20 protein-coding genes and 1 CRISPR repeat array are annotated in these 24331 nt (G+C 53.8%); of the genes, 5 read left to right on the top strand and 15 right to left on the bottom strand.

The features are described from left to right. Nucleotides 1-34 precede the first annotated feature (34 nt). Nucleotides 35-2824 carry a valine--tRNA ligase gene (locus AACZ64_RS01455; RefSeq protein ID WP_293613617.1) on the top strand — a complete coding sequence of 930 codons (2790 nt, stop codon included), beginning with the start codon at nt 35-37 and terminating at the stop codon, nt 2822-2824. A gap of 24 nt (nt 2825-2848) precedes the next feature. Here the strand turns inward: AACZ64_RS01455 and AACZ64_RS01450 are convergent, their stop codons facing one another. The 3 genes from AACZ64_RS01450 to prfB form a co-directional block, all read right to left on the bottom strand. Beyond that, nucleotides 2849-4042: a GGDEF domain-containing protein gene (locus AACZ64_RS01450; RefSeq protein ID WP_293613616.1), complete on the bottom strand. Its 1194-nt coding sequence runs from the start codon at nt 4040-4042 to the stop codon at nt 2849-2851. A gap of 191 nt (nt 4043-4233) precedes the next feature. Beyond that, a complete protein-coding gene (gene lysS / locus AACZ64_RS01445) occupies nt 4234-5760 on the bottom strand; it encodes a lysine--tRNA ligase (RefSeq protein WP_293613615.1) in 1527 nt (508 codons plus the stop codon). A gap of 45 nt (nt 5761-5805) precedes the next feature. Next, nucleotides 5806-6901, bottom strand: a protein-coding gene (prfB, locus tag AACZ64_RS01440; protein ID WP_293613614.1) for a peptide chain release factor 2 whose coding sequence is annotated in 2 segments (ribosomal slippage) — nt 5806-6828 and nt 6830-6901 — 1095 coding nt in all. Because the reading frame shifts where the segments join, the coding sequence is not laid out codon by codon here. A gap of 253 nt (nt 6902-7154) precedes the next feature. On the opposite strand from prfB, the gene AACZ64_RS01435 reads away from it, so the two are divergent. After that, nucleotides 7155-7535, top strand: a complete 381-nt coding sequence (locus tag AACZ64_RS01435; RefSeq protein ID WP_293613613.1) for a hypothetical protein — start codon at nt 7155-7157, stop codon at nt 7533-7535. 5 nt (nt 7536-7540) lie between these two features. On the opposite strand, the gene AACZ64_RS01430 is transcribed toward AACZ64_RS01435, so the two are convergent. Together AACZ64_RS01430 and AACZ64_RS01425 are read right to left on the bottom strand one after the other, a co-directional pair. Continuing rightward, nucleotides 7541-10048 carry an FtsX-like permease family protein gene (locus tag AACZ64_RS01430; RefSeq protein WP_339639621.1) on the bottom strand — a complete coding sequence of 836 codons (2508 nt, stop codon included), beginning with the start codon at nt 10046-10048 and terminating at the stop codon, nt 7541-7543. Continuing rightward, a complete protein-coding gene (locus AACZ64_RS01425) occupies nt 10045-10734 on the bottom strand; it encodes an ABC transporter ATP-binding protein (RefSeq protein WP_339639620.1) in 690 nt (229 codons plus the stop codon). Before AACZ64_RS01425 ends, AACZ64_RS01430 begins: the two co-directional genes overlap by 4 nt. A gap of 69 nt (nt 10735-10803) precedes the next feature. On the opposite strand from AACZ64_RS01425, the gene AACZ64_RS01420 reads away from it, so the two are divergent. The 3 genes from AACZ64_RS01420 to AACZ64_RS01410 all read left to right on the top strand — a co-directional run bounded on the left by AACZ64_RS01420 (nt 10804) and on the right by AACZ64_RS01410 (nt 14091). After that, nucleotides 10804-11418, top strand: a complete 615-nt coding sequence (locus tag AACZ64_RS01420; protein ID WP_339639619.1) for an arylesterase — start codon at nt 10804-10806, stop codon at nt 11416-11418. Nucleotides 11419-11487: 69 nt separating this feature from the next. Beyond that, nucleotides 11488-13386 carry an ATP-binding cassette domain-containing protein gene (locus AACZ64_RS01415; RefSeq protein WP_339639618.1) on the top strand — a complete coding sequence of 633 codons (1899 nt, stop codon included), beginning with the start codon at nt 11488-11490 and terminating at the stop codon, nt 13384-13386. A gap of 333 nt (nt 13387-13719) precedes the next feature. Further along, the gene (locus AACZ64_RS01410) at nt 13720-14091 is read left to right on the top strand and encodes a hypothetical protein (RefSeq protein WP_293613609.1); all 372 of its coding nucleotides are present in this window, start codon (nt 13720-13722) and stop codon (nt 14089-14091) included. A 92-nt stretch (nt 14092-14183) separates the two neighbouring features. Here AACZ64_RS01410 and AACZ64_RS01405 read toward each other — a convergent pair whose 3' ends face one another. From AACZ64_RS01405 to cas5c, 10 genes are all read right to left on the bottom strand, one after another. Further along, a complete protein-coding gene (locus AACZ64_RS01405) occupies nt 14184-14672 on the bottom strand; it encodes a hypothetical protein (RefSeq protein ID WP_293613608.1) in 489 nt (162 codons plus the stop codon). Between the two features lie 120 nt (nt 14673-14792). Beyond that, nucleotides 14793-15218, bottom strand: a complete 426-nt coding sequence (locus tag AACZ64_RS01400; protein ID WP_293613607.1) for a type II toxin-antitoxin system VapC family toxin — start codon at nt 15216-15218, stop codon at nt 14793-14795. Next, nucleotides 15215-15463, bottom strand: coding sequence for a type II toxin-antitoxin system Phd/YefM family antitoxin (locus AACZ64_RS01395; RefSeq protein ID WP_293613606.1), 249 nt, complete (start codon nt 15461-15463; stop codon nt 15215-15217). The genes AACZ64_RS01400 and AACZ64_RS01395 overlap by 4 nt, the downstream gene beginning before the upstream one ends. Before the next feature lie 181 nt (nt 15464-15644). Continuing rightward, a CRISPR array of direct repeats spans nt 15645-18069; the repeat unit is 32 nt; unit sequence GTTTCAATCCACGCGCCCGTGATGGGCGCGAC. A gap of 176 nt (nt 18070-18245) precedes the next feature. Beyond that, nucleotides 18246-18539: a CRISPR-associated endonuclease Cas2 gene (cas2, locus tag AACZ64_RS01390; protein WP_293614389.1), complete on the bottom strand. Its 294-nt coding sequence runs from the start codon at nt 18537-18539 to the stop codon at nt 18246-18248. 4 nt (nt 18540-18543) lie between these two features. Next, entirely contained in the window at nt 18544-19560 is a 1017-nt protein-coding gene (gene cas1c, locus AACZ64_RS01385) for a type I-C CRISPR-associated endonuclease Cas1c (RefSeq protein WP_293614390.1), read from the bottom strand. Continuing rightward, a complete protein-coding gene (gene cas4, locus AACZ64_RS01380) occupies nt 19557-20171 on the bottom strand; it encodes a CRISPR-associated protein Cas4 (protein WP_293614391.1) in 615 nt (204 codons plus the stop codon). Before cas4 ends, cas1c begins: the two co-directional genes overlap by 4 nt. A 310-nt stretch (nt 20172-20481) precedes the next feature. Beyond that, a complete protein-coding gene (locus AACZ64_RS01375) occupies nt 20482-20751 on the bottom strand; it encodes a ribbon-helix-helix protein, CopG family (RefSeq protein WP_339639616.1) in 270 nt (89 codons plus the stop codon). A 160-nt stretch (nt 20752-20911) separates the two neighbouring features. Beyond that, on the bottom strand, nt 20912-21781 hold the full coding sequence (cas7c, locus tag AACZ64_RS01370; RefSeq protein ID WP_339639615.1) for a type I-C CRISPR-associated protein Cas7/Csd2: 870 nt from the start codon (nt 21779-21781) through the stop codon (nt 20912-20914). Then, entirely contained in the window at nt 21778-23652 is a 1875-nt protein-coding gene (gene cas8c, locus AACZ64_RS01365) for a type I-C CRISPR-associated protein Cas8c/Csd1 (protein WP_293614394.1), read from the bottom strand. Before cas8c ends, cas7c begins: the two co-directional genes overlap by 4 nt. Beyond that, the gene (gene cas5c / locus AACZ64_RS01360; protein WP_293614395.1) at nt 23649-24326 is read right to left on the bottom strand and encodes a type I-C CRISPR-associated protein Cas5c; all 678 of its coding nucleotides are present in this window, start codon (nt 24324-24326) and stop codon (nt 23649-23651) included. The genes cas8c and cas5c overlap by 4 nt, the downstream gene beginning before the upstream one ends. Nucleotides 24327-24331 lie beyond the last annotated feature (5 nt).

Here is a 24331-nt window from a genome sequence, read left to right as displayed (position 1 = left end):
TGTCATGTTCTGCCAAAAACCCCTACGAGAGCGCATGGAAAAGACCTACAGTCCCCAAGATATTGAATCCAAGTGGTACCAGACTTGGGAGCAGCAGGGTTATTTCAAACCCGGCTCAGCCCCCCAGGCAGATCCCTACTGCATCATGATTCCGCCACCGAATGTCACAGGTAGCCTACATATGGGCCACGGCTTTCAGGAAGCCATCATGGATGCCCTGATTCGCTATCATCGCATGCTGGGCAACAACACGCTCTGGCAAGTGGGGACCGATCACGCAGGCATTGCGACCCAAATGGTCGTGGAGCGTCTACTGGAAGCCGAAGGTGTCTCCCGGCACGACCTGGGTCGCGAAAAATTCATCGAAAAAGTCTGGGAGTGGAAAGCCCAGTCCGGCGGCAACATCACCCGACAGCTCCGCCGCCTGGGCGCATCGCCGGATTGGTCCCGGGAACGTTTCACCATGGACGACGGCTTCTACAAAGCCGTTCAGGAAGTGTTCATTCGTCTCTATGAGGACGGCCTGATCTACCGCGGCAAGCGGCTGGTGAACTGGGACCCGGCACTGCACACTGCCATCTCCGACCTGGAAGTGATTGCCGAAGAGGAAAACGGTCACCTCTGGCACTTCAAATACCCGCTGACCGACGGCAGTGGCTTTCTGATTGTCGCCACTACCCGTCCGGAAACCATGCTGGGTGACACTGCCGTGGCAGTGAATCCCGACGATGAACGCTATACCCATCTCCTCGGAAAAACCGTCACCCTGCCCCTGGCGGATCGCGAAATCCCGATTATTGCCGACGACTACGTAGAACGCGAATTCGGCACTGGCTGTGTCAAAATCACCCCAGCCCACGACTTCAACGACTACGCAGTCGGCCAACGCCACGACCTGCCAATAATCAACATCTTTAACCACGATGCCCAGCTCAACGACCAGGTGCCGGAAGCCTATCGCGGCCTCGACCGCTTTGAGGCCCGCCATCGTATCATCGCTGACCTGGAGGCTCTCGGGCTACTGGAAAAGGTCGACGACCACAAACTAAAAGTACCCCGGGGCGACCGCTCCGGGGTGGTGATCGAGCCCTACCTCACCGACCAGTGGTACGTAAAAGCTGCACCATTGGCAGAAAAGGCTATCAGTGCCGTGGAAGACGGCAGTATCCAGTTCGTGCCCAAACAGTACGAAAACATGTACTTCTCCTGGATGCGCGATATTCAGGACTGGTGTATTTCCCGGCAATTGTGGTGGGGCCACCGCATTCCCGCCTGGTATGACGATCAGGGCAATGTTTACGTGGGCCGCAGCGAGGAAGACGTGCGCGAACGCCACAACCTCGGCGAGACTGTCCTGAAACAGGACGAGGACGTGCTGGACACCTGGTTCTCCTCCGGACTGTGGACCTTTGGCACCCTGGGATGGCCCAATGCTGATAACGACCCGAATATCGCCGAGCTCCTGAGGACTTTCCACCCCAGCAGCGTGCTGGTCACCGGTTTCGATATCATCTTCTTCTGGGTGGCCAGAATGATCATGATGACCCTGTACTTCATGAAGGAAGTACCGTTTCACACGGTCTATGTGCACGGCCTGGTGCGCGACAGCCATGGCCAGAAAATGTCCAAGTCCAAGGGCAACGTGCTCGACCCTATCGATCTGATCGACGGTATCGACCTTGAATCGCTGGTGAAGAAGCGCACGGCCGGACTGATGCGCCCGAAAGACGCCTCCAAGATCGAAAAACAGACCCGCAAAGAATTCCCGGACGGGATTGCCCCCTATGGCACAGACGCTCTGCGCTACACCTACTACTCGCTGGCCTCCACCGGCCGGGATATCAATTTCGATGTGGGCCGGATTGAAGGATTCCGCAATTTCTGCAATAAAATGTGGAATGCCGCCCGCTATGTACTGATGAATACCGAGGATCAGGACTGCGGTCAGGACAACAGCACTGACTATCAACTGAGCCTGGCGGATCGCTGGATCATCGGTCGCCTGCAACAGGCCGAGAAGGCCGTTACAGAGGCTATCGACCATTACCGGCTCGATCTGGCATCACAGGCTATCTACGAATTTTTCTGGAACGAGTACTGCGACTGGTATCTGGAACTGTCCAAGCCGGTATTGTGGGACGACGACGCCGCTCCAGCCCTTAAAAAGGGCACCCGTCGCACTTTGGTGAGGGTGCTGGAGGCCACCTTGCGGCTGGCCCACCCGCTGATGCCTTTCATCACCGAAGAAATCTGGCAGCAAATCAAGGTGCTTGCCGGTGCCAAGGGCGACACCATCATGCTGCAGCCCTATCCCGAGGCCGACGACAGTCGCATCGACGAAACCGCCATCGCAGATATTGAATGGCTGAAGAGGGTAATCATCGGTATCCGCAACATCCGCGGTGAAATGAATATCACACCGGCAAAACATCTGCCCATTTATTTCAACAATGGTTCTGCCGATGACTTGCGCAAGTTGAACGACAACCGCCAGTTTCTCGCCAAACTGGCGAATCTCGAAGCCATCACCTGGCTGGAGCCAGGTGATGAGGCACCCATGTCGGCCACGGCACTGGTGGGCAATATGGAAATTCTGGTTCCTATGGCAGGGCTGATCGACAAGGATGCGGAACTCGCGAGACTAAACAAGGAAATTGACAAACTGCAGAGAGAGCTGGAAAAAGTACAGAATAAACTTGGCAATGAAAACTTCGTCGGCAAAGCACCGGCCGAGGTCGTTGCCAAAGAGCGGGAAAGAATGGCCGACATGGAGGCTACGCTGGATAAACTCTCACAGCAGTGCACCACCATCAATGCGCTCTGAAGCCCCCTACCCTCTACTGCCGTCTCAGGTATTCACCGGATCAGTGATCGCCACCGGTGAATCCTGATGGGTTCCATTTCCCATGCTCGATGGTAACTGGTTCGTCATGACCACACTGTTTTTACCCCGACGCTTGGCCTCATACATGGCAGCATCGGCAGATTTCAGCGAAGCCGATAAAGGAGCATCCTGTTGCTGGGCAGCAACCCCTAAGCTCATGCTAAGGTCAATCGACTCGCCATCCACCAGAATTTTACTGGTGGCCACACAGTCTCTAACTTTCTCAGCCAGCACTTTCGCACCCTCAGCATCGGTATCTGCGAGCAATAACAAAAACTCCTCACCCCCCCAGCGAGCGGCGAGATCATCTTCCCGGACCAAACTGCTGATAAGTTTACCCACGGTCGACAACACCCGATCCCCAACATCATGGCCGTAGCGGTCATTAATCTGCTTGAAGTCGTCCATATCGCCAAGAATCACGGCATAACTACCCTCTCCCTGGGTACTGCGTTGCTCCTGCTTGCCCAGATACTCCCGCAAACCGCGTCGATTGGCCAGGCCGGTCAATTCATCCGTACAGGCCTGTATATCAAGTTCACGCCAGGTAGCCTGCAATCGTTGTCGGGTCTGGTGACGGATATACTCCACTGAAAAGGAAATCCAGGCCAGGATTAGGTAAGCAGCCCAGAACCGAAACAGAATCTCTGTCGAATGGGGAGATGAATAGAAAGCGGATGGCCAGAACAGCAGCCATGTGGTGCCACTGATTAGCAGCAATACCAGAATTAAACCCCGCTGGTAGCCAAGCAGATGAAAAAACAGCGGCAACATCACCAGGCACCAAAGCAGTCCGGACCATTCCACATCTTCGACCAACAACCAGAAGAAATGTAAAAAGACCATGATAATCAGGGTCAACCGGAGTATGACGACGGTCAGTCGAGCACTGGTGCCGCCCTTGTTGAGCAACAGAATATAGAAGAAGGTGATGATCAATCCGGCTGCCAGGGTAACCAGATTTGTCCATACCGGACCCAGGTCCGCATAGATATCCCAGAGCGACAGGGCCGTCATCACCAGCCCGCCGGTCAGCATCAGAATACCGATGATCACTGACTGCCACTGCGCCTCTGCAAGGGCCGCAGCACGCTGCGGGGCGCGATTGATTTTATCGCACCAGTCCAGCTTTTCTTGATAGCCTGACTTCCCCGCCATAACCCGTTGATCTCCTTGAACATACACCCATTTTGAAAAACGGATGTCACGGAATTATTGATCGCACTCAAAACACTTCCGACTATTGATATCATAGCGGTTTATTCAAAGTGTCATTCACGCTCACCCCCGCAGGCAACATCTCGTGGGGGTCGTACCCTGGCAAGGGCGGCGCAAGGAACCCGAGAAAACTACTCAGGGCGCATATGAGGGAACAGTAACACATCCCTGATCGAAGGCGAGTCCGTGAGCAGCATCACCAGACGATCAATACCGATTCCTTCACCAGCAGTGGGTGGCAGACCGTACTCGAGTGCACGAATATAATCTGCATCATAATGCATTGCCTCGTCATCCCCAGCCTCTTTTTCTGCCACTTGGGCACGAAAACGCGCCGCCTGGTCCTCTGCATCGTTCAGCTCGGAAAAGCCATTGGCGATCTCACGACCTCCGACGAAAAACTCAAAACGCTCGGTGACAAAAGGATTCCGGTCACTGCGACGGGCCAGTGGCGACACCTCAGTGGGATACTCGGTGATAAAGGTCGGCTGATCGAGGCGGTGCTCGACAGTTTTTTCGAAAATTTCGATCTGTACCTTGCCCAGCCCCCAATTGTCCTTGAGGGGAATATCGAGATGCTCAGCGAGTTCCCTGGCGCCTTCCGGGTCGGAGAGTGCCGCTGCACTGACATCCGGATTGAAGTGGAGAATGGCATCGAATACCGACAGGCGACGGAAAGGCTTGGCAAAGTCGTAACGGGTTTCCTGCAACACCTCGCCCTCGGCGTTTTTAACCGTGCTGACAACTTCGGGACTACCGAGCACCTCGACAGCCAGACTGCGCAGCATATCTTCGGTCAGATCCATGAGATCGTGATAATCCGCATAGGCCTGATAGAATTCCAGCATCGTGAATTCGGGGTTGTGACGGGTCGAGAGCCCCTCGTTACGGAAGTTGCGATTGATCTCATAAACCCGCTCAAAACCGCCGACCACCAGCCGCTTAAGATATAATTCGGGGGCGACCCGTAGATACATATCGATGTCGAGCGCATTGTGGTGTGTGACAAACGGCTTAGCCGTAGCACCGCCGGGAATCACCTGCAGCATGGGGGTTTCCACCTCCATAAACGCCCGGTTGTTGAGATAGCGACGAATAAAATCAATCACACTCGAGCGGATGCGGAACAGTTCGCGAATCTCCGGGTTGACGATCAGATCCACATAGCGCTGGCGATAGCGCAGCTCCTGGTCGGCGAGACCATGGTACTTGTCAGGCAGCGGCCGCAACGCCTTCGTCAGCAACTGGAATTGCTCCATATTGACGTAAAGATCGCCCTTGCCCGACTTGTGCAGTGCACCGGCGACCCCGACGATATCCCCCAGATCGAGACGCTTGGCAAAACTGCGCGCCTCCTTGGTGACATAAAGCTGAATGGTTCCCGAGGCATCCTGCAACACCATAAAGGCACCGCGATTGCGGATGACACGCCCGGCCACACTGACCTGGTAATGGCGGGACTCAAGGGCTTCCTTGGACTCTTCACCATAGTCGGCCTGTAGCGATGCCGCCTGATTTGCGGGACGAAAATCATTGGGAAACGGGTTGCCACCGACGGCCTCGGCTTCGGACCGGATAACAGCCAGCTTGGCGCGACGCTCGGTGATCAACCTGTTTTCTTCTGCTTGGTCGGTGGTGTTTTTGGGTGTATCAGTCATGGAATCTACCACATGGGTTGGGCCGGACCGGGACAGGTGCGGTTATCACAGACCGGCTTTGAGTGAGGCTTCAATGAAGCGATCCAGATCACCATCCAGCACGGCCTGGCAATTACTGGTCTGGACGTTAGTGCGCAAATCCTTGATACGCTGGTCATCGAGAACATAGGAGCGAATCTGGCTGCCCCAGCCGATATCCGACTTGCTGTCCTCCAGGGCCTGAGCGGCCTCGCTGCGTTTCAGCATTTCCCGCTCATACAGCCTGGCGCGCAACATTTTCCAACACTTGTCCCGATTCTGGTGTTGGGATCGCTCGCTCTGACAGGACACCACCACACCGGTTGGTTCGTGGGTCAGGCGCACCGCCGAATCGGTCTTGTTAATGTGCTGACCACCGGCGCCGCTGGCCCGGTAGGTATCCGTCCGGACATCGGCAGGATTGATATCAATTTCCACATCATCGTCGATTTCCGGAGAAACAAACACCGAGCTGAACGAGGTATGGCGGCGATTGCCGGAATCAAACGGTGACTTACGCACCAACCGATGCACGCCCGTCTCGGTGCGAAGCCAACCAAACGCGTATTCACCTTCAAAAAGAATCGTTGCACTCTTGATACCGGCCACTTCGCCTGCAGAACATTCCTCGAGAGTGGTTTTAAAGCCTTTTTCATCGCCCCAGCGCAAATACATACGCAGTAGCATTTCAGCCCAATCCTGCGCTTCGGTTCCACCGGAACCGGCCTGAATATCCAGAAAGGCATTATTGGGGTCCATTTCACCCGAAAACATCCGACGAAATTCCAGTTTTTCCAGCTGCGCGGTGAGCTGCTCCACTTCGGATTCAATGTCCGCCACAGCGCCGGCATCGTCCTCCTCCACCGCCATATCGAGCAGGTCTTTGGCATCGGCAATACCGCTGTCCAGTGTTTCGATGGTTGTCACAATAAGTTCCAGTGACGAGCGCTCGCGCCCCAGTTGCTGAGCCCGCTCGGGATCATTCCATACATCGGCAGCGCCAAGCTCCAGCTCGACCTCGGTCAGGCGATCTTTCTTGTTGGCAAAGTCAAAGATACCCCCTAAGCACGTCTGTGCGTACCTGAAGATCCTCGAGGGCGTGACGAAGTGGACTGATTTCCATGAATAATGGCCAAGAGTTTGAGAAAAAAATGAGGCCGGATTCTAACGGATTCCTGCCCTGTTCTCCAGAGATGCGTCCGTTTGCCTTACCTGGTTCGCATCACAGAGGCGATCCACAATCGACTTGCTTGCGTACAAACCTCCACAGATGACAATTTTGTCACTAACTGGATGGCAGCAGGCGACCCTCCGGGATTGCTTATATCAATACGTTACTTATAAAAATGCCCATAACAATAATATGGAGACGCCCCTTGAAACTCCCGACTCTGACGTTTCTTGTACTAACCGGATTTATCTCATTGCCCGCATTGTCGGACACTCACGGTTGGCAGTACATTGGTGCGCTGCCACCTATCCAGCGCGAAGTTCATGACACCTGGAAAATCCGGCTAAACCGTGATGAAGGTGTCCATCATGCGCCCGATAATAGAGCTATTGCAGAGGGTTTCTTCCTCGCCGTGCAATGGTCAATTCTGTGGGAAGTCGCATCCCTTTGGGCCACCTCCGGCGACGAGGGAATACCCCGGCCTGTGCTATTCATCCAGTACGGGGAGGAGCCGTCACTGCACAAACAGCAGGCAACACAGGCGGGAGAGCACGAAAGTTACCTCGGTGCCAAAATGCTGTTTTAGCGGTTTCAGATATCGAGATGACCCAGCACCTGTAGCGGCGGTCGACGAACCGCCTTGTGTGTGTATAGCACACCGAGCACACCAATCAGCAGCGCCCCAGCCAACGGGCCCCAGAGCCACAGTTCGACATGGAGCCCAAAGGGCGCCTCGAACATACGCCGCTGTAACAGAAACAATGCCAACTCTGCACCAACGGCGGCCAGCAGCCCGGCCAGCGCCCCCAGCGCACCGAACTCCACCGCCTGCACCGTCAATATGCGCCGGGCCGTGCTGCCCAGTGTTCGCAGAATGGCACTTTCCTCCAGCCGCTCGGCCATCGACAATGTCACTGTGGCCAGCATAACCAACACCCCACAGCCAAGAATCAGCAGCGTCATCAACTCCAGCCCATGGGTCACCTGGGTCACCATGGAGCGAATCCGTTCAATCACCATATCCAGCTCAATCACCAATACCGTGGGATATTGACTGAGCAGTGTATTGACGAACGGTTTCTGTTCCGGGGGCAAATACAGGCTGGTCATGAAAATTCGCGGATACTTTTCCAGATACCCATCGGGAAACAGCACGTAAAAATTGGGGGTCATGGTGTCCCAGTTGAGGCTGCGGATACTGGTAATCACCCCATCGAAGGTGAGTCCGCCCACACTGAAGGTGAGACGACTGCCCAGCGTCACCCCGATTTCACCGGCCAGATCCTCTTCAATCGATACCGGTGCCACATTCTCGCCATGGCGTTCAGCGAAGTGTGTCAGCTCTTCCCACCACTGCCCTTCTTCCACCCTGTTGCCTTCGGGCAACTGATCGGTCCAACTCAGATTCAGTTCACGGCGCAGGGCATTATTTTGCTCCACCAGTTCATCGGAAGGCGGCTGTCCATCAATCAGCGTTATCCGCCCGCGAACCATGGCATACCAGCCCACCGAACTGAGCTGGTTGTCTGCCAACAGGCGTTTCACGCCATCCAGTTCGTGGGGAGCCACATTGACCAGAAAGTGATTGGGCGCATCTTCGGCCAGCTGCCAGCGCCACTGCTCCATCAAGGTGGTACGCACCATCACCAGCGTCATCAGAATCGCCATGGCTCCGGCAAACCCGGTCAGCAACACCAGTGTTTGTCCACGGCGACGCCACAGGTTGGCCAGGGCCAGCCGCCATATACTGCCGGCCCGGTTACCCAGTCGTCGGGCCAGATTCAATAACAGCCAGCCGGGACCCATCACCGCCAGTGCTGTCACTGCCAGTCCAGCCAGAATTGCCAGCGTCAGGGCTACACTCTGGCTGTACCAGAGCAACATCAGCAGGATGACCAGCAAACCGATCACCAGTCGCTTCATCGCACTGACCGGGTGGACGGGCACATCCCGTCGCAACACCGCCAGCGGGGACAGGGACGGCAAATGCCAAAGAGCTGGCAGGGCAAAACCCACCAGACACAGCATGCCTGTCGCCAAACCCACCAGCCAGGGCCGCCAACCGGCCTGAGGCAGATTGACCGGCAGCAATTCGCGCACCAGCAAGACCAGTGATTCATGTACCAGCCAGCCTATCGCCAGCCCCAGCAGCGAGCCCGCCAGCGCCAACCAGAAGGTCTGCTGCCAGTAAAGCGATCGTACACGGCGGGCAGACAGCCCCCAGCTTTTCAACAACGCCACAGCCGCTGTTTGCCTGACAGCGTAATGGCGACTGGCCAGAGCCAGAGCAATGCCCGCCAGAACAACGCCCAGGCTTCCGGCCAGAATCAGAAACCGCCGCCCCTGAATCAGCGTATCGGCAATACCCGCTTGCGCTTCATCGGGGGACAGAAGCCGGTCATGACTGTTAAGTTGCGGCTCGACCCAGGCGAGATAGCTGGCCAGATTGCTGTCTTCACCCGCCAGCAACAAACGGTAATCGACCCGACTGCCGGGCTGGATCACTCCAGATGCCGCCAGATCCTGCCAGTTCATCAGCACCCGGGCGCCAAACAGGGAGAAAGAGCCACCGCGATCCGGCTCTTCGACAATGACTTTGGTGACACGCAGCGTGACTCCTCCCACTTCCAGCGAGTCGCCAAGTTCCATTTGCAGAATAGGCAGAAGACGGCTGTCCACCCAGACCTCACCTGCGGGTGGGCCGTGGCTTACCGACTCAAAAAACTCGGGGGCCGTTACAAAAGGGCGCTCGGCCAGTGTCAACAGGCCGCGTAGAGGATAGCCGGACTGCACAGCTTTCACTGCGGCCAAATGGTTGTTTTCCCCGCTGTAGACCATCGAAGCAAACAGTGCCATCTGCACGGTTTTCAAGCGCTCATCATCCGCGCGCCGCAACCAATCGTCCGGTATAGCACGGCTACTGCGAACCTGAGCATCCGCGGCCAGCAGGTGACTGGACTCTTTAACCAACGCTTTTTCTACCCTGTCTGCCAGCAGGGCAATTGCAGTCACGACAACCACCGCCATGACCAGCGACCAGAAAATCAGGGCCAATTGGCCACCGCGCCAACTTCGCCACAACAACTTCCAGGCCATCATTCCGGGGTACCTGACAACACCGCGTCGTTTTCCACCAGCAGACCACCCTGCAACGTCACACGCCGGTGACAACGGCTGGCCAATGTGGCCTCATGGGTCACCAATACCAGTGTCGTACCCTCTTCACGGTTCAACTGGAACAACAAATCATTGATCGTCTTGCCAGTAAGCGTATCAAGGTTGCCGGTGGGCTCATCGGCAAACAGGATTCTGGGTCGACTGGCAAAGGCGCGCGCCAGCGCAACACGCTGCTGTTCACCACCGGACAACTGGCGGGGATAATGGCTGAGTCTGGCAGTTAATCCGACGCGGTCGAGATAACTGCGGGCAATGTCGGTGGCACTGGTATCACCGCGCAACTCCAATGGTAACGAGACGTTTTCCAGTGCCGTCAGACTGGGCAGCAAATGAAATGATTGAAAGACAAATCCCACATAGCGGGCACGCATGGCAGCCCGCCCCTCCTCAGTCATGGCCGTGATATCTTCCCCGTTCACCCTGACCACCCCGGCGCTGGGTGTATCCAGTCCCGCCAGGATCCCCAACAGCGTAGACTTGCCCGATCCGGAAGGCCCGATAATTGCCAGAGCTTCTCCGTCAATCACGGTCAGGTTAATATCGTCCAGAATTCGTAGCACACCCTCGGAAGTGGTCACTTCCTTGGTAATATGATTCGCTTCAATCATTGATTACTTCCATTTACCGACAAACGCCATACACTGTAACAGTTATCTGTCACCTTCAACTTTGTTGCCATGATCCGCTACTGTATTGCCCTGATTTTATCGCTTGTGCTACTCCCTGCCCACAGCGCCACCTTGTTGGTTCTGGGTGACAGCATCAGTGCCGGTTATGGTATCGATGCCGGTAAGGGCTGGGTGGACCTGATGCAACATCAACTGGGTGATGAGCATCGGGTCATTAACGCCAGTATCAGCGGAGATACCACCGGTGGCGGCTTGTCCCGACTGGATACCCTGATTGACGAACACCAGCCGGATTTTGTGCTGATCGAACTGGGCGGTAACGATGGGCTGCGGGGTTACCCGATTCCGCGCATGGAGCAGAACCTGCGGGCCATGATCGACCTCAGTCGCGCCAATGATAGCCAGCCCATTCTGTTTGGCATGCAAATTCCACCCAATTATGGCAAGCGTTACAGCGATCAGTTCGCCAATGTTTTTCCTAAACTCGCCGCCCAGGAGAACGTACCACTGATTTCTTTCATGTTCGAAGATATCGCCACAGATCAGGCCCTGATTCAGGCGGACGGCATTCATCCGACTGAAACGGCACAACCGCTGATCGTCGAACATGCCATGCGGTTATTGCTGCCACTGCTCAACGGCGAAGCGCCCTGCGACCCTTGAGTCCGCGCCCATATCCCATCACCTGAACTCTGTTAGAATCCCCCCCCCAAACCACAGGCCAGCTGTTTCATGACTCTGATCCGGATCGACGATATTTCCATTGAATTTGGCGATGTGCCACTGCTGATCAATGCCCAGCTTACGGTGGAATCCGGTGAACGGATTTGTCTGATCGGCCGCAATGGTGCGGGAAAATCCACTCTGCTGAAAATTCTCACCGGACAGATCAAGCCCGACCACGGCGAAATCCACTTCCGTCGCCACCTCCGCATCAGCCAATTGGAACAGGCCCTGCCGGGGGACCTGGAACGCAATGTTGCGGATGTTGTGCGGGAAGGTCTGGCCGACCAACAATCGCTCATCAACCGGTTTTACCACCAATCCCAGCAGAGTCCGGACAAACAGGGAATGCAGGCAATGGAAGACTTGCAGGCCGAGATTGATGCCGGCGGTGGCTGGCAGGTGGACAAACAGGTAGAGACCATCATCAGTCAACTGGAATTGCCCGCCCACAAAACCCTGGCGGAATTATCCGGCGGCTGGCGCAGGCGGGTGGCATTGGGTAAAGCGCTGGTGTCCAATCCTGACCTGCTGTTGCTTGATGAACCCACCAACCACCTGGACATCAGCACGATTGAATGGCTAGAACACCGTGTTCGCAGCTTTCAGGGAGCCGTCATCTTCATTACCCACGACCGCAATTTTTTACAGCGGCTGGCCACACGAATCGTCGAGATCGACCGTGGGCACCTGGTCAGCTGGCCCGGCAACTACCAGAATTACCTGACCCTCAAGGAGCAGGCCCTCGAAGAAGAAGAAAGCCGCAATGCCCTGTTTGACAAGAAACTGGCTGAAGAGGAAACCTGGATCCGCCAAGGCGTCAAAGCACGCCGTACGCGCAACGAAGGCCGAGTGCGCTCCCTGCAGGCCATGCGCCAGAACCGCGCACAGCGCGTCAATGTGCAGGGCAAGGCCAAAATCACTGTTGAAACCGCCGAGAACTCCGGGCGCAAAGTGATCGAAGCGCGCAGCGTGTGCCACGGCTATGGCAATGAACAACTGATCGACAACTTCAAGATCAAGATCATGCGCGGTGACCGTATCGGCTTGATCGGCAATAATGGCGTCGGCAAGTCTACCCTGCTGAAAATTCTGCTCGGCCAGATAGAACCTGATGAAGGATCGGTCAAACTGGGCACCAATATTGAAATCGGCTACTTCGATCAGATCCGGCGGGAGCTGGATACCAGCAAAACCATTGCCGAAAACGTCGGCGACGGCAAAGAGTACATTCGCATTAATGGCAAGGAGCGCCATATTATCGGTTACCTGCGCAACTTTCTGTTCTCGCCCAAACGCGCCATGACCCCGGTCAGCGCCCTGTCCGGCGGCGAGTGCAACCGGGTGCTGCTGGCCAAACTGTTTACGCGTCCCACCAACCTGCTGGTGCTCGACGAACCCACCAACGATCTCGATGTGGAAATGCTCGAAGTTCTCGAGGAGCAACTGGTGGAATACCAGGGCACCCTGATCATCGTCAGCCACGACCGGGAGTTTCTCGATAACGTGGTTACCAGCGTGCTGGTATTCGAGGAAGACGGCAAAATTGAAGAGTACATCGGCGGTTACAGCGATTGGGTCAAACGAGGCAAACACCTCAAAATCGCCGATACGCTGGATCACCCCTCCGGCCACCTTGTGGATCACGAGACCACCTCAACCGCTGCGGCGAAAAAACCCGCCGTCAAACTGAGCTACAAATTCCAGCGGGAACTGGACAATCTGCCGGGCCTGATCGACAAGCTGGAGAAGGACATAGCGCTGCTGGAGGAGCAGACAGCAGACCCGGACTTTTTTAACCGCCCTTTTACCGAAACCCAGCCGGTGCTGGACCAATTGGCAGAAAAACAACAGGCGCTGGATACAGCCGCAGAGCGCTGGGTAGAACTGGAAGAAATGAAGGGTTAGTTTTCCGAAACAGCTTCACAAAATTAAAACGGCTTTTTTATGGTCAGAAAAGCCGTTTTATCAATGTAATTATCTGAAATAATTATAATAATCATAACGAAAAATCATGCTTCTTAGCATGGTTTTTAGACAGCCCTTTCTAAAAATATTCTCCATGATGAACTCAATGCCAGTGAAAAAACCATTGGCAGGTACGTTCTTTAACGATGGATTGATGCGAATCCGGCGCTCGACTAACTCTGTGCACCTCGCGTGTCACAACCGTGCCAATCAACTGCACCCGTGCCAGCGCCATTCGGGTTCCGGCAGTACGTCTCTACCGGAGGAATTGCCATGTCAAAGCAACTGAGTGAACTGTTAACCCCGGGCGTAACCGTTGAGGTAACGGACCCGAGGCACCCCCAATCGAAACACACAGCCACCTTTTTGGGTCGGGTATGCTACTGCCATCAGAATCACGTACTGGTGATGGACACCGAGGAACACACCTACGACGTGTTTATGGATGAAATTCTTTGCCTGATGAACTACAAAAACAGTAGCTCCTGTTACTGCCTGCGAATGAGCGAACACGGCTACGACGTAGTGTGCATATTGCCCACCGGTATGGTGGAAACCCTTGCCTCATCACTGGACATAACCACGGCGCTGTACGTGATCGAGCTGTTTTCCACACCCCGCAGCCATCAACCCCTGGCGGCCTGAGCACGCTCAGAGGCAATACTTACCAACACAACCAAAAACGTCCCACTGCCAGTCTTGGCAGTGGGGCAGAGGTCAATGACTGACGGGGCTATTCAGCCTTGAATAACCACCTGAGAACGGAAGCCTTCGACCAATTTCAATAGTTCGCCCACTTCACGCTGTGGAAATTTCGCGTTATTGAACGATACCGCGCATTCATCGAGAATTACATCAAACTCCCCATCGGTGATTTTCAGTGCGTCATCCACTTCACCGATCTGAACAGGGAACAGCACCGGACCGCCGGTATACTGTACCGCCCAAGCCGTCAACGCCACTTTGGCACTTTCTCTTGAGCCGATACTTTCATGAACCTTTTTTATCCTGGGGTTCGCATTCAGCGTCTTGTTTATATACAGACGATCCACCAGATCATTGACCGTCAAAGCAATCGGATACACACCACCGAGCCGGTCGAACAGCGTCCGTTCTGGCTGGGATTTCGCAGGTGATGAGAGCAACAACAAACCGGCCAGCAATAGGGCAACGGGTAGCAGTAACACTTTGGTCCGGTTAGTGACAGACCCTATAGAACACTTCATTTGCGATCCTTTAATGAGATAAATATGACAGAAAAATCAACTCAAAGCGGAAAAAATAGCTACAACAATTAATATAAAACCATGGCGTTATCCAATGATTTTTAGTGGTCTTGTAACTATTTAATTTTGGCCCCAAGGGTTCAACACTTTCACTGGAAAATCCGAAAAATCCTTGTCATTGCGTGTCACCAAGGTGAGGTTGTGAGCTATCGCTGTTACTGCCAGCAAAGCATCGATAACCGGAGCCGGCCTGCCCCGGCTTTCGCTCGCCGCGCTGACCAACCCCCATTCCAGCGCCATATCGAGCTCAAAAGGTAAAACCCTCTGTGTGAAACGACACAGTAAGTCCTGTTCGAGCCAGTTCTGCAATGCGTTCCTGCGTCGACCATTTTCCAGTTTTGCGACGCCTTTCTGGATTTCGCCCAAACTCAGAACGCTGATAAACAGTCTGGTCTCCTCAATATCGGCAATCCATGCCACCACACCGGCATCCGGTTCGGGTTTGCACAACTCAGACAGGAGGCAGGTATCGAGCAGATAATTCACAGCTCGACTTCCCGGCCTGTATCCCCAGAGCGGGAAGTTTCAATATCGGTTTTGGCCCACGGAGAACTCTGAAAAAAGTCCAGCAAACTACCTTTGCGCTGTATCAACTGCTGGTAGGCTTCGACCGAGAGTAATACCGCCTTGTCCTTACCATGAACGGTAACCACCTGCGGTCCTTCGTTCTCTGCCGCTTTTACCAGAGCACTGAAGCGGTTTTTAGCATCCTGTAATTGCCATGCTGTCATCTTTGGTCCTCAATCTAGACTGTCTAGATAGAATGATAGTGCCAATCAACTAATTATCCAACCTGTGTTTCAGGCCGATGGTCAGATACTTCTCCTTAATTGGTAATGAAACCGCAAGACCACTAGTGTTTTCCGCAGGGGGCACGACCAACACGCCAGCCGGTCAGGATTTTATTCTGGAATTTCAATCCACGCGCCCGTGATGGGCGCGACTGGATTACCTTGGTTCCAGTCAGGAAGATCAGACGGTTTCAATCCACGCGCCCGTGATGGGCGCGACTGGAGAAAAGCGCTTTTGGCCGCCGGGTGTTGCGTTTCAATCCACGCGCCCGTGATGGGCGCGACGTTGTGCATCCGAGATGCGCTGAAACTATCAAAGTTTCAATCCACGCGCCCGTGATGGGCGCGACTTTACGGCGCAGGGCGAACGATGCGCTTCTCGACGTTTCAATCCACGCGCCCGTGATGGGCGCGACGGTGCAAGGGTGGAAAAGTACAAAGACAGGCACGGTTTCAATCCACGCGCCCGTGATGGGCGCGACCTTGCACACCGGCCCAGATAACAGTCGGGTCGTTGTGTTTCAATCCACGCGCCCGTGATGGGCGCGACCCTTTTAATCTCACACACAAACGGCGGGCAGGCAGGTTTCAATCCACGCGCCCGTGATGGGCGCGACCGCATATAAGTGGGACTCAATCAAAAAATCGTTTGTTTCAATCCACGCGCCCGTGATGGGCGCGACTCAGATAAACATTACCACCGCTCCGGCAACTGGTGTTTCAATCCACGCGCCCGTGATGGGCGCGACACCATGACGACCACGGCTGACCACGACCTGACCGAGTTTCAATCCACGCGCCCGTGATGGGCGCGACGGGCTGCTTTTTGCTGGAGTATAGACAATGCCGAGTTTCAATCCACGCGCCCGTGATGGGCGCGACAACTGCTAATACGTCGCTTTCATCAACCACAGAGGTTTCAATCCACGCGCCCGTGATGGGCGCGACGTGTGCGGCGGCCACTGGCCTGACTATGACAACAGTTTCAATCCACGCGCCCGTGATGGGCGCGACGCTCTTGCAGGGTGTCTATTTTCCTGAGCGTGGCGGTTTCAATCCACGCGCCCGTGATGGGCGCGACCCGTGTGGCGCTTTTGATTCCACAGCAACAAACCAGTTTCAATCCACGCGCCCGTGATGGGCGCGACCCACCGCAGGGTATGTGTTGGCGACCTCGACAGCGTTTCAATCCACGCGCCCGTGATGGGCGCGACAGTTCAATGCTTCTTGCATCTCTGCAACAGTAGTGTTTCAATCCACGCGCCCGTGATGGGCGCGACGATATGTATGACAATTTTATGAATGACAGAATGAGTTTCAATCCACGCGCCCGTGATGGGCGCGACGAGCTGGCGTGATGGCTTTGGCGAGTACAGCATCCGTTTCAATCCACGCGCCCGTGATGGGCGCGACCACTATAGCGAGGTCAAGCTATGCAATATGAGTTGTTTCAATCCACGCGCCCGTGATGGGCGCGACGGCGCTGCGCTCGCACCCATTGGCTGGTATTCATGTTTCAATCCACGCGCCCGTGATGGGCGCGACCACTGTCTACCAGCATATCCAGATCAATGTCTCTGTTTCAATCCACGCGCCCGTGATGGGCGCGACAACCCTTGCGCTTGCCTTTTGATATCGACAGGTTGTTTCAATCCACGCGCCCGTGATGGGCGCGACTTCCCGTAATTTGACCTGGGTTTCATTCCACTTGTTTCAATCCACGCGCCCGTGATGGGCGCGACTCAGCGCCGCTGTGTGTTGGTGGGTGATGCATGAGGTTTCAATCCACGCGCCCGTGATGGGCGCGACCCACAATCGCCTTACGTTTCTGGGTCACTTCGTCGCGTTTCAATCCACGCGCCCGTGATGGGCGCGACTGCTCTCTGCGCCTGAGCGTTTCCAGTCCATCCGGGTTTCAATCCACGCGCCCGTGATGGGCGCGACCGCCAGCGTCTCAAAAAACAGATCCTGGCTGTAAGTTTCAATCCACGCGCCCGTGATGGGCGCGACTTGACAGTCGATGCCCCTGTGTTGGAGTTAGCAGGTAAGTTTCAATCCACGCGCCCGTGATGGGCGCGACAAACCGACTCCGCGGGCAACCCGGACATTACGTTTGTTTCAATCCACGCGCCCGTGATGGGCGCGACTGGTTGCGGAGGGCGGAAAGGTCGGCATTGTTGAGTTTCAATCCACGCGCCCGTGATGGGCGCGACGTATGGCTCAACACCATGACGCCACCATCGCGGAGTTTCAATCCACGCGCCCGTGATGGGCGCGACTTTATATCGTTTTGTTATATCTCTTTGCCGGACAAGTTTCAATCCACGCGCCCGTGATGGGCGCGACGGGTCGTTTCATAAATGAGTACAAATTCAAGTACAGTTTCAATCCACGCGCCCGTGATGGGCGCGACATGAAAAACAGCGGAGCTGGATTAAACCTTGGCATGTTTCAATCCACGCGCCCGTGATGGGCGCGACCAACAAAAAACGCGCAGCACTGAAAAAGGCCGGGGTTTCAATCCACGCGCCCGTGATGGGCGCGACCGTTTTATTCTAAGTTGTTAAAAAACATAAAGAAAGTGAATCTATTCCGCTAATCGCTCGCTTATCGAGTGAACCCACGTGCTTGAGATTAACCACGAGAAAAATTGCCTACTTAATCAATAGGATAACAAATCGCTAACATACCCGGATTTTCATGTTAACTGCGGGTCAGCGGGTTAAAGAATCAGTGGACTTCGAAGGGGGTCATCTACGGGTTTTGCCCCAAGGTGTTCAATGCGCTGGTGGCCTCGCTTTCCCAGAAGATAGAAACGCAGGCTATCTTCTTCCTCGTCAAAAATTTCCATAAGGATATTTTTAAGAATAGTAAACTGTGCTGGCTCCACTTCGCACTCGAAGACGGAGTTCTGTACTCGCACACCATAATCCAGGCAAGTTTTGGCGATGTTGCGTAGCCGCCGTCTACCTTCCGATGTGACGACACTAACATCATAAGTGATCAGCACTAACATAGACTCACTTCACTAAATAAGGTGTATAGAATTCTGTATCACCACGAATATGCCTTGCCAGTAGCAAGGCTTGGCTGTGTGGCAACAAACCAATAGGTACTTGCTCTTGCAAATAGGGGTGCATCACTTCCGCCTGTTTGCGATCTTGGTACGACACCAGTAGTGCCTTTCGCGCATCATCAGTCAAACGTACGGCTCCGCTGGCTTCCTGAATGAAATCCTTTAGCTGAATTTGTCTACGATTGATCAATGTGAGCACAAACCGATCTGCCCAGGAAGCCCTAAATTCTTCCAACAAATCCAGCGCCAAGCTTGCCCGTCCCGGTCTGTCCTGATGCAGATAGCCGACATAAGGATCGAGTCCGACACCCTGCAACGCGGACATGCACTCTTGTGTGATCAGGGAGTAAACAAATGACAGCAGGGCGTTTACCGGGTCTGTCGGTGGTCGCCGAATACGACCACCAAACGCAAAGCCACTGTCACGGATCAACTCATTAAAGACGGCAAAATATGTCGCTGCAGCATCGCCTTCCATGCCCATCGCCTCAGCCACGGTTTTTGCGTGTTTAACCCGTCTAAGGCTAATAGCAAGTCTTTCAGCTGCCTGGGAGAGTGGAGGGTTTTCACCGTGATTGCGAAGTTCTCTTAGCAATACGGAACGCGAATTGGCAATTTTTGCAGCCACCATCAATCGCGCAATGGATACCGCCCTCTCCGGGTTGTCAGCCCAGCGGTATTGAGCACGTCGTAGCAGGACGTTACCGGTTTGTTTACCCTGAACCCTGGCAAGAAAGCGCCCATATTCGGTATAAAAAGAGAGTCCGATCCCTTTTTCAGCACAATAACCCATCAAAAAGGGTGATACCGACACCTGCCCAAAACAGGTAATACTGCCGATTGTCAGTGAGGGAAATTGTCCCAATTTGTCGTCACCGTTCTTGATAACAATCGTTTCCCGATCCTTGTGAAGATAACTTTCCTGACGAGTAATATACAAGGAGTTGAGCATCTTTTTCATGGGTTGAAAATCCCTTCCATGTACTTGCGGGAACCGTCCTTGCGAAAGGTTTCTGGTTCGCAGATGTTGATCAGTGAACAGGCTCGACAACGCTTGGTGTTGGCAGTGGGGTGGGGAGTTTTGCCACTATTCAAAATCAGGTGCGCTTCACTGATGGCAATTATGGTTGCTTCACGTAATGCAGGTGTTATTGCGATATTTTCGCGACGCCGGGTTTCCCAGTACCACAATGCACCTTCAGTGATACTGCACTGGCGCATTTCTTCCAAGCACAGCGCCTGGGCGCAGAGCTGGATGCGGTCCCAGTCTTCCACCTTGGGCTTACCACGTTTGTACTCGACCGGAAAATATCGGGGCGGATCGCCCGATTCGATTTCTAGCAAGTCCATTTTGCCGCGAAGCCGGTGTCGTTGCGATTCCAGCATCACCCCGCGCTCAAATCGAGTGCCTCTGCGCTGTTCGGCCAGACCGGAATCCACCCGCTCATGCAGTATCCGGCCCTCGGCGGTAAAACGGTTTTCTTCCCAGGCCTGCTCTACATGGATCAAGGCAAATTGTCGGGGACAGAAGGCAAGGTGTTGCAGTGCGGAAATAGCGATGAAGTCGTCCATTCACTCTATTCAGCGGCTAAAGATTCCGCTCATTCTCCCTTTGATGCCATATGCGAAGGATATAGATGCACATCGGCATTATCAGATAACGCAGGCAAAAACCCTTGTGATAATAATCTCGTACCTCATGAGGCGATGCCGCAATGACCACCTTTAAACCGATCCTTGGAAAAACCGACAGGTTATCGGCAGCCTCTATGATATCTGCAACAATTGCCTGGTAGTTCGATACATTGGCGTCTATAAGAAACGCCTGGATATACTCAAGATCATTACTGGCTTCTTCCGTGAATTGCAGTCTCATAGCCAATCACTCTGACTTAGGCTTTGGGAGTTCGTTATCTGTACCCCAACTACGCATCCACTCGAAAACCTTGTCGGCAGGAATCGTTCGCCCAGCCCTAACGGACTCCAACGCGGGCAGGGTTTCCTGCCAACGCTTTTCAGCCAATTTCTGTTGAGCGATAAACTCTTTAAGTGCCTGATTTATTAGATAATTCTTACTTCTATCCAGTTTCTTGGCAAGCACCTCCAGGGGTTCTTCCAGTTCAGCTTGAAGACGGATACTTGTAACGGCCATGGACCTAACCTCCAGTCTGCATTTATCTGTAGCCAAGTGTATTACATTCGACTACAGATTGCTTCTCTGGTTTGAATTCCGGTGCAAACCCGTTTATTGAAAATCAAGTTCGTAGATTTTTGCCGCATCATGAAGTCCTCGCCTCAGATAACTCTTCGCCTCAGAACATCTCTTGCACGCTGACACCCTGGGGCACGGATTCGCTATCTATTGATACGCGATAATCAGAAAAGCATCTGACAGGCGAGTCTGCTTCATCATCAACTCGATCGATCCGGACTAGGTCAAACAGCTTATGAGCCGGTGCGCTGCCCATCGCATTGTCATGCTTGAATACGATCAATTTGCGAGCAGACATTTCGCCGCGCGCAGCAGAGTGGTCATGTTCAAGCATGTTGGCCAATGCTCTCCAAAGTAACTCAAGGTCATCTTCGGAGAAGCCTGTCCGCTCTGCCAGCTTTGCGGATACAAAGCCGTGCATACGATAGAGACCGTAAGGCACGATGTGCTTTCGCCCCATGGTGCGTTCTTTCTCCAGGTCTTTTACATTAGTCACCGCCATGCGTGTAATAGAGACCTCCATCGGCACAATAGGATCTACCGAACTGGCAAATGCCAGCTGAATAGGTCCTCTAACCTGCCCGGCGTTTACCTCCGTCGTCATGACTGCACCAAAAGCACGGATATCAAAAAAGTTCTTGCACATCCAGGCAGTCAACTCTTTTGCCTTTGCTTCCTCTTTGGGAAGTTTTTTTGCTTCCGGCTCGACAGAAAGCGCTTCGTAGGCTTTCTTGTGCTGATTGTTTAAGACAGATTTTTCCTGCATATAAATCGAGAAGCCCGGAGAGTTTTCTTTTTCCAGCGCTACGTAATTTCGAATCTTCCGTTTCAAACAAACATCGGTTACGAGCCCCTTATTGGTCTCGGGATCAAGACGTGGAAGGTTCCCTGCGTCGGGGTCTCCGTTTGGATTACCGTTGACAACGTCAAACAGATAAACAAATTCATAGCGGTTGCTGATAACACTCATGCGTCTTCTCCTTCATTAGAATGGATCACTTCCTGTTCGCTTTTCTTGGCAAAGCGGGATTGTGATTGGTGGTAATAACCGATGGCAAAATGCCCCTGGTTTTCAAGCCTCAGGCTTTTGGGAAAAGTCGTTCCGAGTAGTCCGAAAATCTCCCCAACCTCTTTCTCCATGCTCACGGCGAGCCCCGGCTTCTCCTTACGAATTTTGCTCAAATGATTCTGAGTGTTGCGTAACAGGATCGGAAATATGCTGGCCGGTGTTGCAGATGCAGCGCCGTAGTAGCGATCACGAATGGTGGCATTAATCTCCTTGCCGAGCGCCCCCCGCTGTATGCCTTCCAGCGACGCAAAGAGGCGCCCTAGCAAATATCCGGGATCGGTGTTTTTTGTATCCAAACTCATGGGCAGGTCTCCGTTGTTAGTTCCTTTTCCGCCCAGCCGCCGGAAGCGGGTCAGGACGCCTTTGATCAGCGCTACGCGCGTGCCGGAGATATCACCGTCCGCACGCATACGCATGATGATGTTGCCGAGAAGACTGTAGGGATAACGCCCTCCCGTCAAAATGGCTCGCGCCAGCTCGCCCGCCAGATGTGGAGGCACATCTCCACTTTTTGATTTGCCATCCCGTGAGGGCGCAGTGGCCAGCAACAACCGCCAAATAGCTGGCGGCGTTTTCCAGGGAGATGGCTCAAGATGTAAATCTTCGTAGTGCTGGGCCAGCCGTTTTGCAAAGGCTTCCAGTGTATCGGTTTCCCAAAAGCGGATAGAAAGACGCGAGGCATTTGGAGCCAAACCAAGAATAAATATGCGGGTTTCAGCCCTGAGCCGGACATCCAGGCTGCTCAAGGGCTTGCCCAGCTTGATTAGCTCAAGGGCGTCCCGGATTTTTCCAGCTTCTCTAAGGTCATCATCTTCCGGATTCAAAAAGGCAGCAAAGATATCCTCTGCAACTGAAGCATCTTCGTTGTTTGATGCCTCAGCCCAGAATACTACTGTGGCATCACCGATCTGGATGTGTTGCCGCTCACTTTTAAGCAAATAATTCAGTGCAGTGATATACGCGCTCGCAGCTTTGGCAGAGACAGGGGCATTTTCTCCCTGATTTTTGCCATAAGAAGTGAATGACTCTTTGTTAAAGGAGACAATAGATGCTCCTGAGCTTTGTGCATCCTTAACTCCCTTTATTGATTCATGAATCCGGGCTATCGGGCCTGTCTCCCCTGTTATGAGGCACATCGCAGCTTTTTCTTCCTTGCCAGAAGCTACGGGTTGGTTATATAGAACTCTAGCCGCTGGACTTTCGTGAAGATATCCATGGTCTCCATCCAGACGGAAAACTACGTTAGCGTCTAGAAATCCGTCCCCGTGCTTTCCAAAAAAATCGATCTCACTGAATTTTTCTGGATTCCAGTTCTTTATAAAATGCAAAAATGCGTTTAACCCATCATCTTCGGTGCCATTCAGAGCGTCGACATGAAAGCGCTTGAATGATTCAAACTCCTGTGGAAGTCGTTCTATTTTATTTTTCAGTTCCTTCTTTTCCTTCGCAGACAGGTCTTCTCCTTTTTCCTGCTTCTTTTTGGCCTTTTCTACGACGCCGCTGACGCCAAGGACGTAACTCGTTTTGTCCCATAGAAAGAACGGCTTGAATACGCTTCCGGATCGCTTGAAAGACGCCGGAACTATGAGTCTCTTTGCGACTGACCGCTTGCTGCTCGTATCCCGGATATCATCTACTGCCACAACCGAGCCTTCGCGGTCCAGCACAATGGCGTAACTGATTTGTTCTGAGCTGCAACCAGGGGGAGATATCCCAGCGTTAGGGTTACAGAGAAGCCGCTCGTAATAGTCATTAAGCGCAGACAGGATCATGACTTGACCTCACCATTTCTCAAGGCTGGAACTTCGATCAGGCCGTCCTTCATCTGGGCCCTAAAAAACAAGGGGGTCATTTCGTTGGCGAAGTCGATGTCGTGAAGCATCCAGCCTAGGTCACGTTCACCCCGAAGCGTTGCGTGCGGCAAGGGGTGCTCCTTGCCATCCTCGAGCAATTGAAAGCTTGCGGGAAATTCACGATTCCCCAGACAGGGCATGTGAAAGCACTGACCTCGCCGGGCGCGACGGGTGAAGATATCCAGGTGTTTGCCTTCGTTGTCCTCCATAGAGGCCTTATCCGTCAACTCGAAATGTGCGGTGATAATGTAGGCCACATTGCGCAGCAGCGTGGTAGCCCTCTGTTGCCGGTTATCTCCCTCGTCAACCAAGTAGCGCAAATTGTTGCCTGTATTGTTCATGGCACTTTTGATTTTGGCCGTAGATATCTTGTCCTTGACCTCATTACGCCGGAGAGACTCAAAACAAATCGGGTTTAGTACCTGAATGCTGTCCACGACCCACCGAATGGCTGGTTTCCAGTGGATCGCCTCAACTATGCCTCTCGCTGCCGACGGAGTGATAACGTCGTAAGACACCCGTTCGACCTTCATTTCAGGGCGGGTAAAGCAGGCACGTTCGCCCCAGACAAGGAGTTTTACTCCATAACTCATGATGC

Source organism: uncultured Porticoccus sp. (genome assembly GCF_963975625.1).
Taxonomy (GTDB): domain Bacteria; phylum Pseudomonadota; class Gammaproteobacteria; order Pseudomonadales; family Porticoccaceae; genus Porticoccus.
This window is presented reverse-complemented; position numbering and strand designations above follow the sequence as displayed.

What these genes read in the sequence shown, in the direction of transcription:
- cas8c (WP_293614394.1), bottom strand. Translation starts at nt 23,652, where the DNA reads ATGATCCTGTCTGCGCTTAATGACTATTACGAGCGGCTTCTCTGTAAC.
- AACZ64_RS01420 (WP_339639619.1), top strand. Translation starts at nt 10,804, where the DNA reads ATGATCCGCTACTGTATTGCCCTGATTTTATCGCTTGTGCTACTCCCT.
- AACZ64_RS01415 (WP_339639618.1), top strand. Translation starts at nt 11,488, where the DNA reads ATGACTCTGATCCGGATCGACGATATTTCCATTGAATTTGGCGATGTG.
- cas2 (WP_293614389.1), bottom strand. Translation starts at nt 18,539, where the DNA reads ATGTTAGTGCTGATCACTTATGATGTTAGTGTCGTCACATCGGAAGGT.
- AACZ64_RS01410 (WP_293613609.1), top strand. Translation starts at nt 13,720, where the DNA reads ATGTCAAAGCAACTGAGTGAACTGTTAACCCCGGGCGTAACCGTTGAG.
- AACZ64_RS01430 (WP_339639621.1), bottom strand. Translation starts at nt 10,048, where the DNA reads ATGATGGCCTGGAAGTTGTTGTGGCGAAGTTGGCGCGGTGGCCAATTG.
- AACZ64_RS01375 (WP_339639616.1), bottom strand. Translation starts at nt 20,751, where the DNA reads ATGGCCGTTACAAGTATCCGTCTTCAAGCTGAACTGGAAGAACCCCTG.
- AACZ64_RS01455 (WP_293613617.1), top strand. Translation starts at nt 35, where the DNA reads ATGGAAAAGACCTACAGTCCCCAAGATATTGAATCCAAGTGGTACCAG.
- cas7c (WP_339639615.1), bottom strand. Translation starts at nt 21,781, where the DNA reads ATGAGTGTTATCAGCAACCGCTATGAATTTGTTTATCTGTTTGACGTT.
- cas4 (WP_293614391.1), bottom strand. Translation starts at nt 20,171, where the DNA reads ATGGACGACTTCATCGCTATTTCCGCACTGCAACACCTTGCCTTCTGT.
- AACZ64_RS01450 (WP_293613616.1), bottom strand. Translation starts at nt 4,042, where the DNA reads ATGGCGGGGAAGTCAGGCTATCAAGAAAAGCTGGACTGGTGCGATAAA.
- lysS (WP_293613615.1), bottom strand. Translation starts at nt 5,760, where the DNA reads ATGACTGATACACCCAAAAACACCACCGACCAAGCAGAAGAAAACAGG.
- AACZ64_RS01425 (WP_339639620.1), bottom strand. Translation starts at nt 10,734, where the DNA reads ATGATTGAAGCGAATCATATTACCAAGGAAGTGACCACTTCCGAGGGT.
- cas5c (WP_293614395.1), bottom strand. Translation starts at nt 24,326, where the DNA reads ATGAGTTATGGAGTAAAACTCCTTGTCTGGGGCGAACGTGCCTGCTTT.
- AACZ64_RS01405 (WP_293613608.1), bottom strand. Translation starts at nt 14,672, where the DNA reads ATGAAGTGTTCTATAGGGTCTGTCACTAACCGGACCAAAGTGTTACTG.
- AACZ64_RS01395 (WP_293613606.1), bottom strand. Translation starts at nt 15,463, where the DNA reads ATGACAGCATGGCAATTACAGGATGCTAAAAACCGCTTCAGTGCTCTG.
- cas1c (WP_293614390.1), bottom strand. Translation starts at nt 19,560, where the DNA reads ATGAAAAAGATGCTCAACTCCTTGTATATTACTCGTCAGGAAAGTTAT.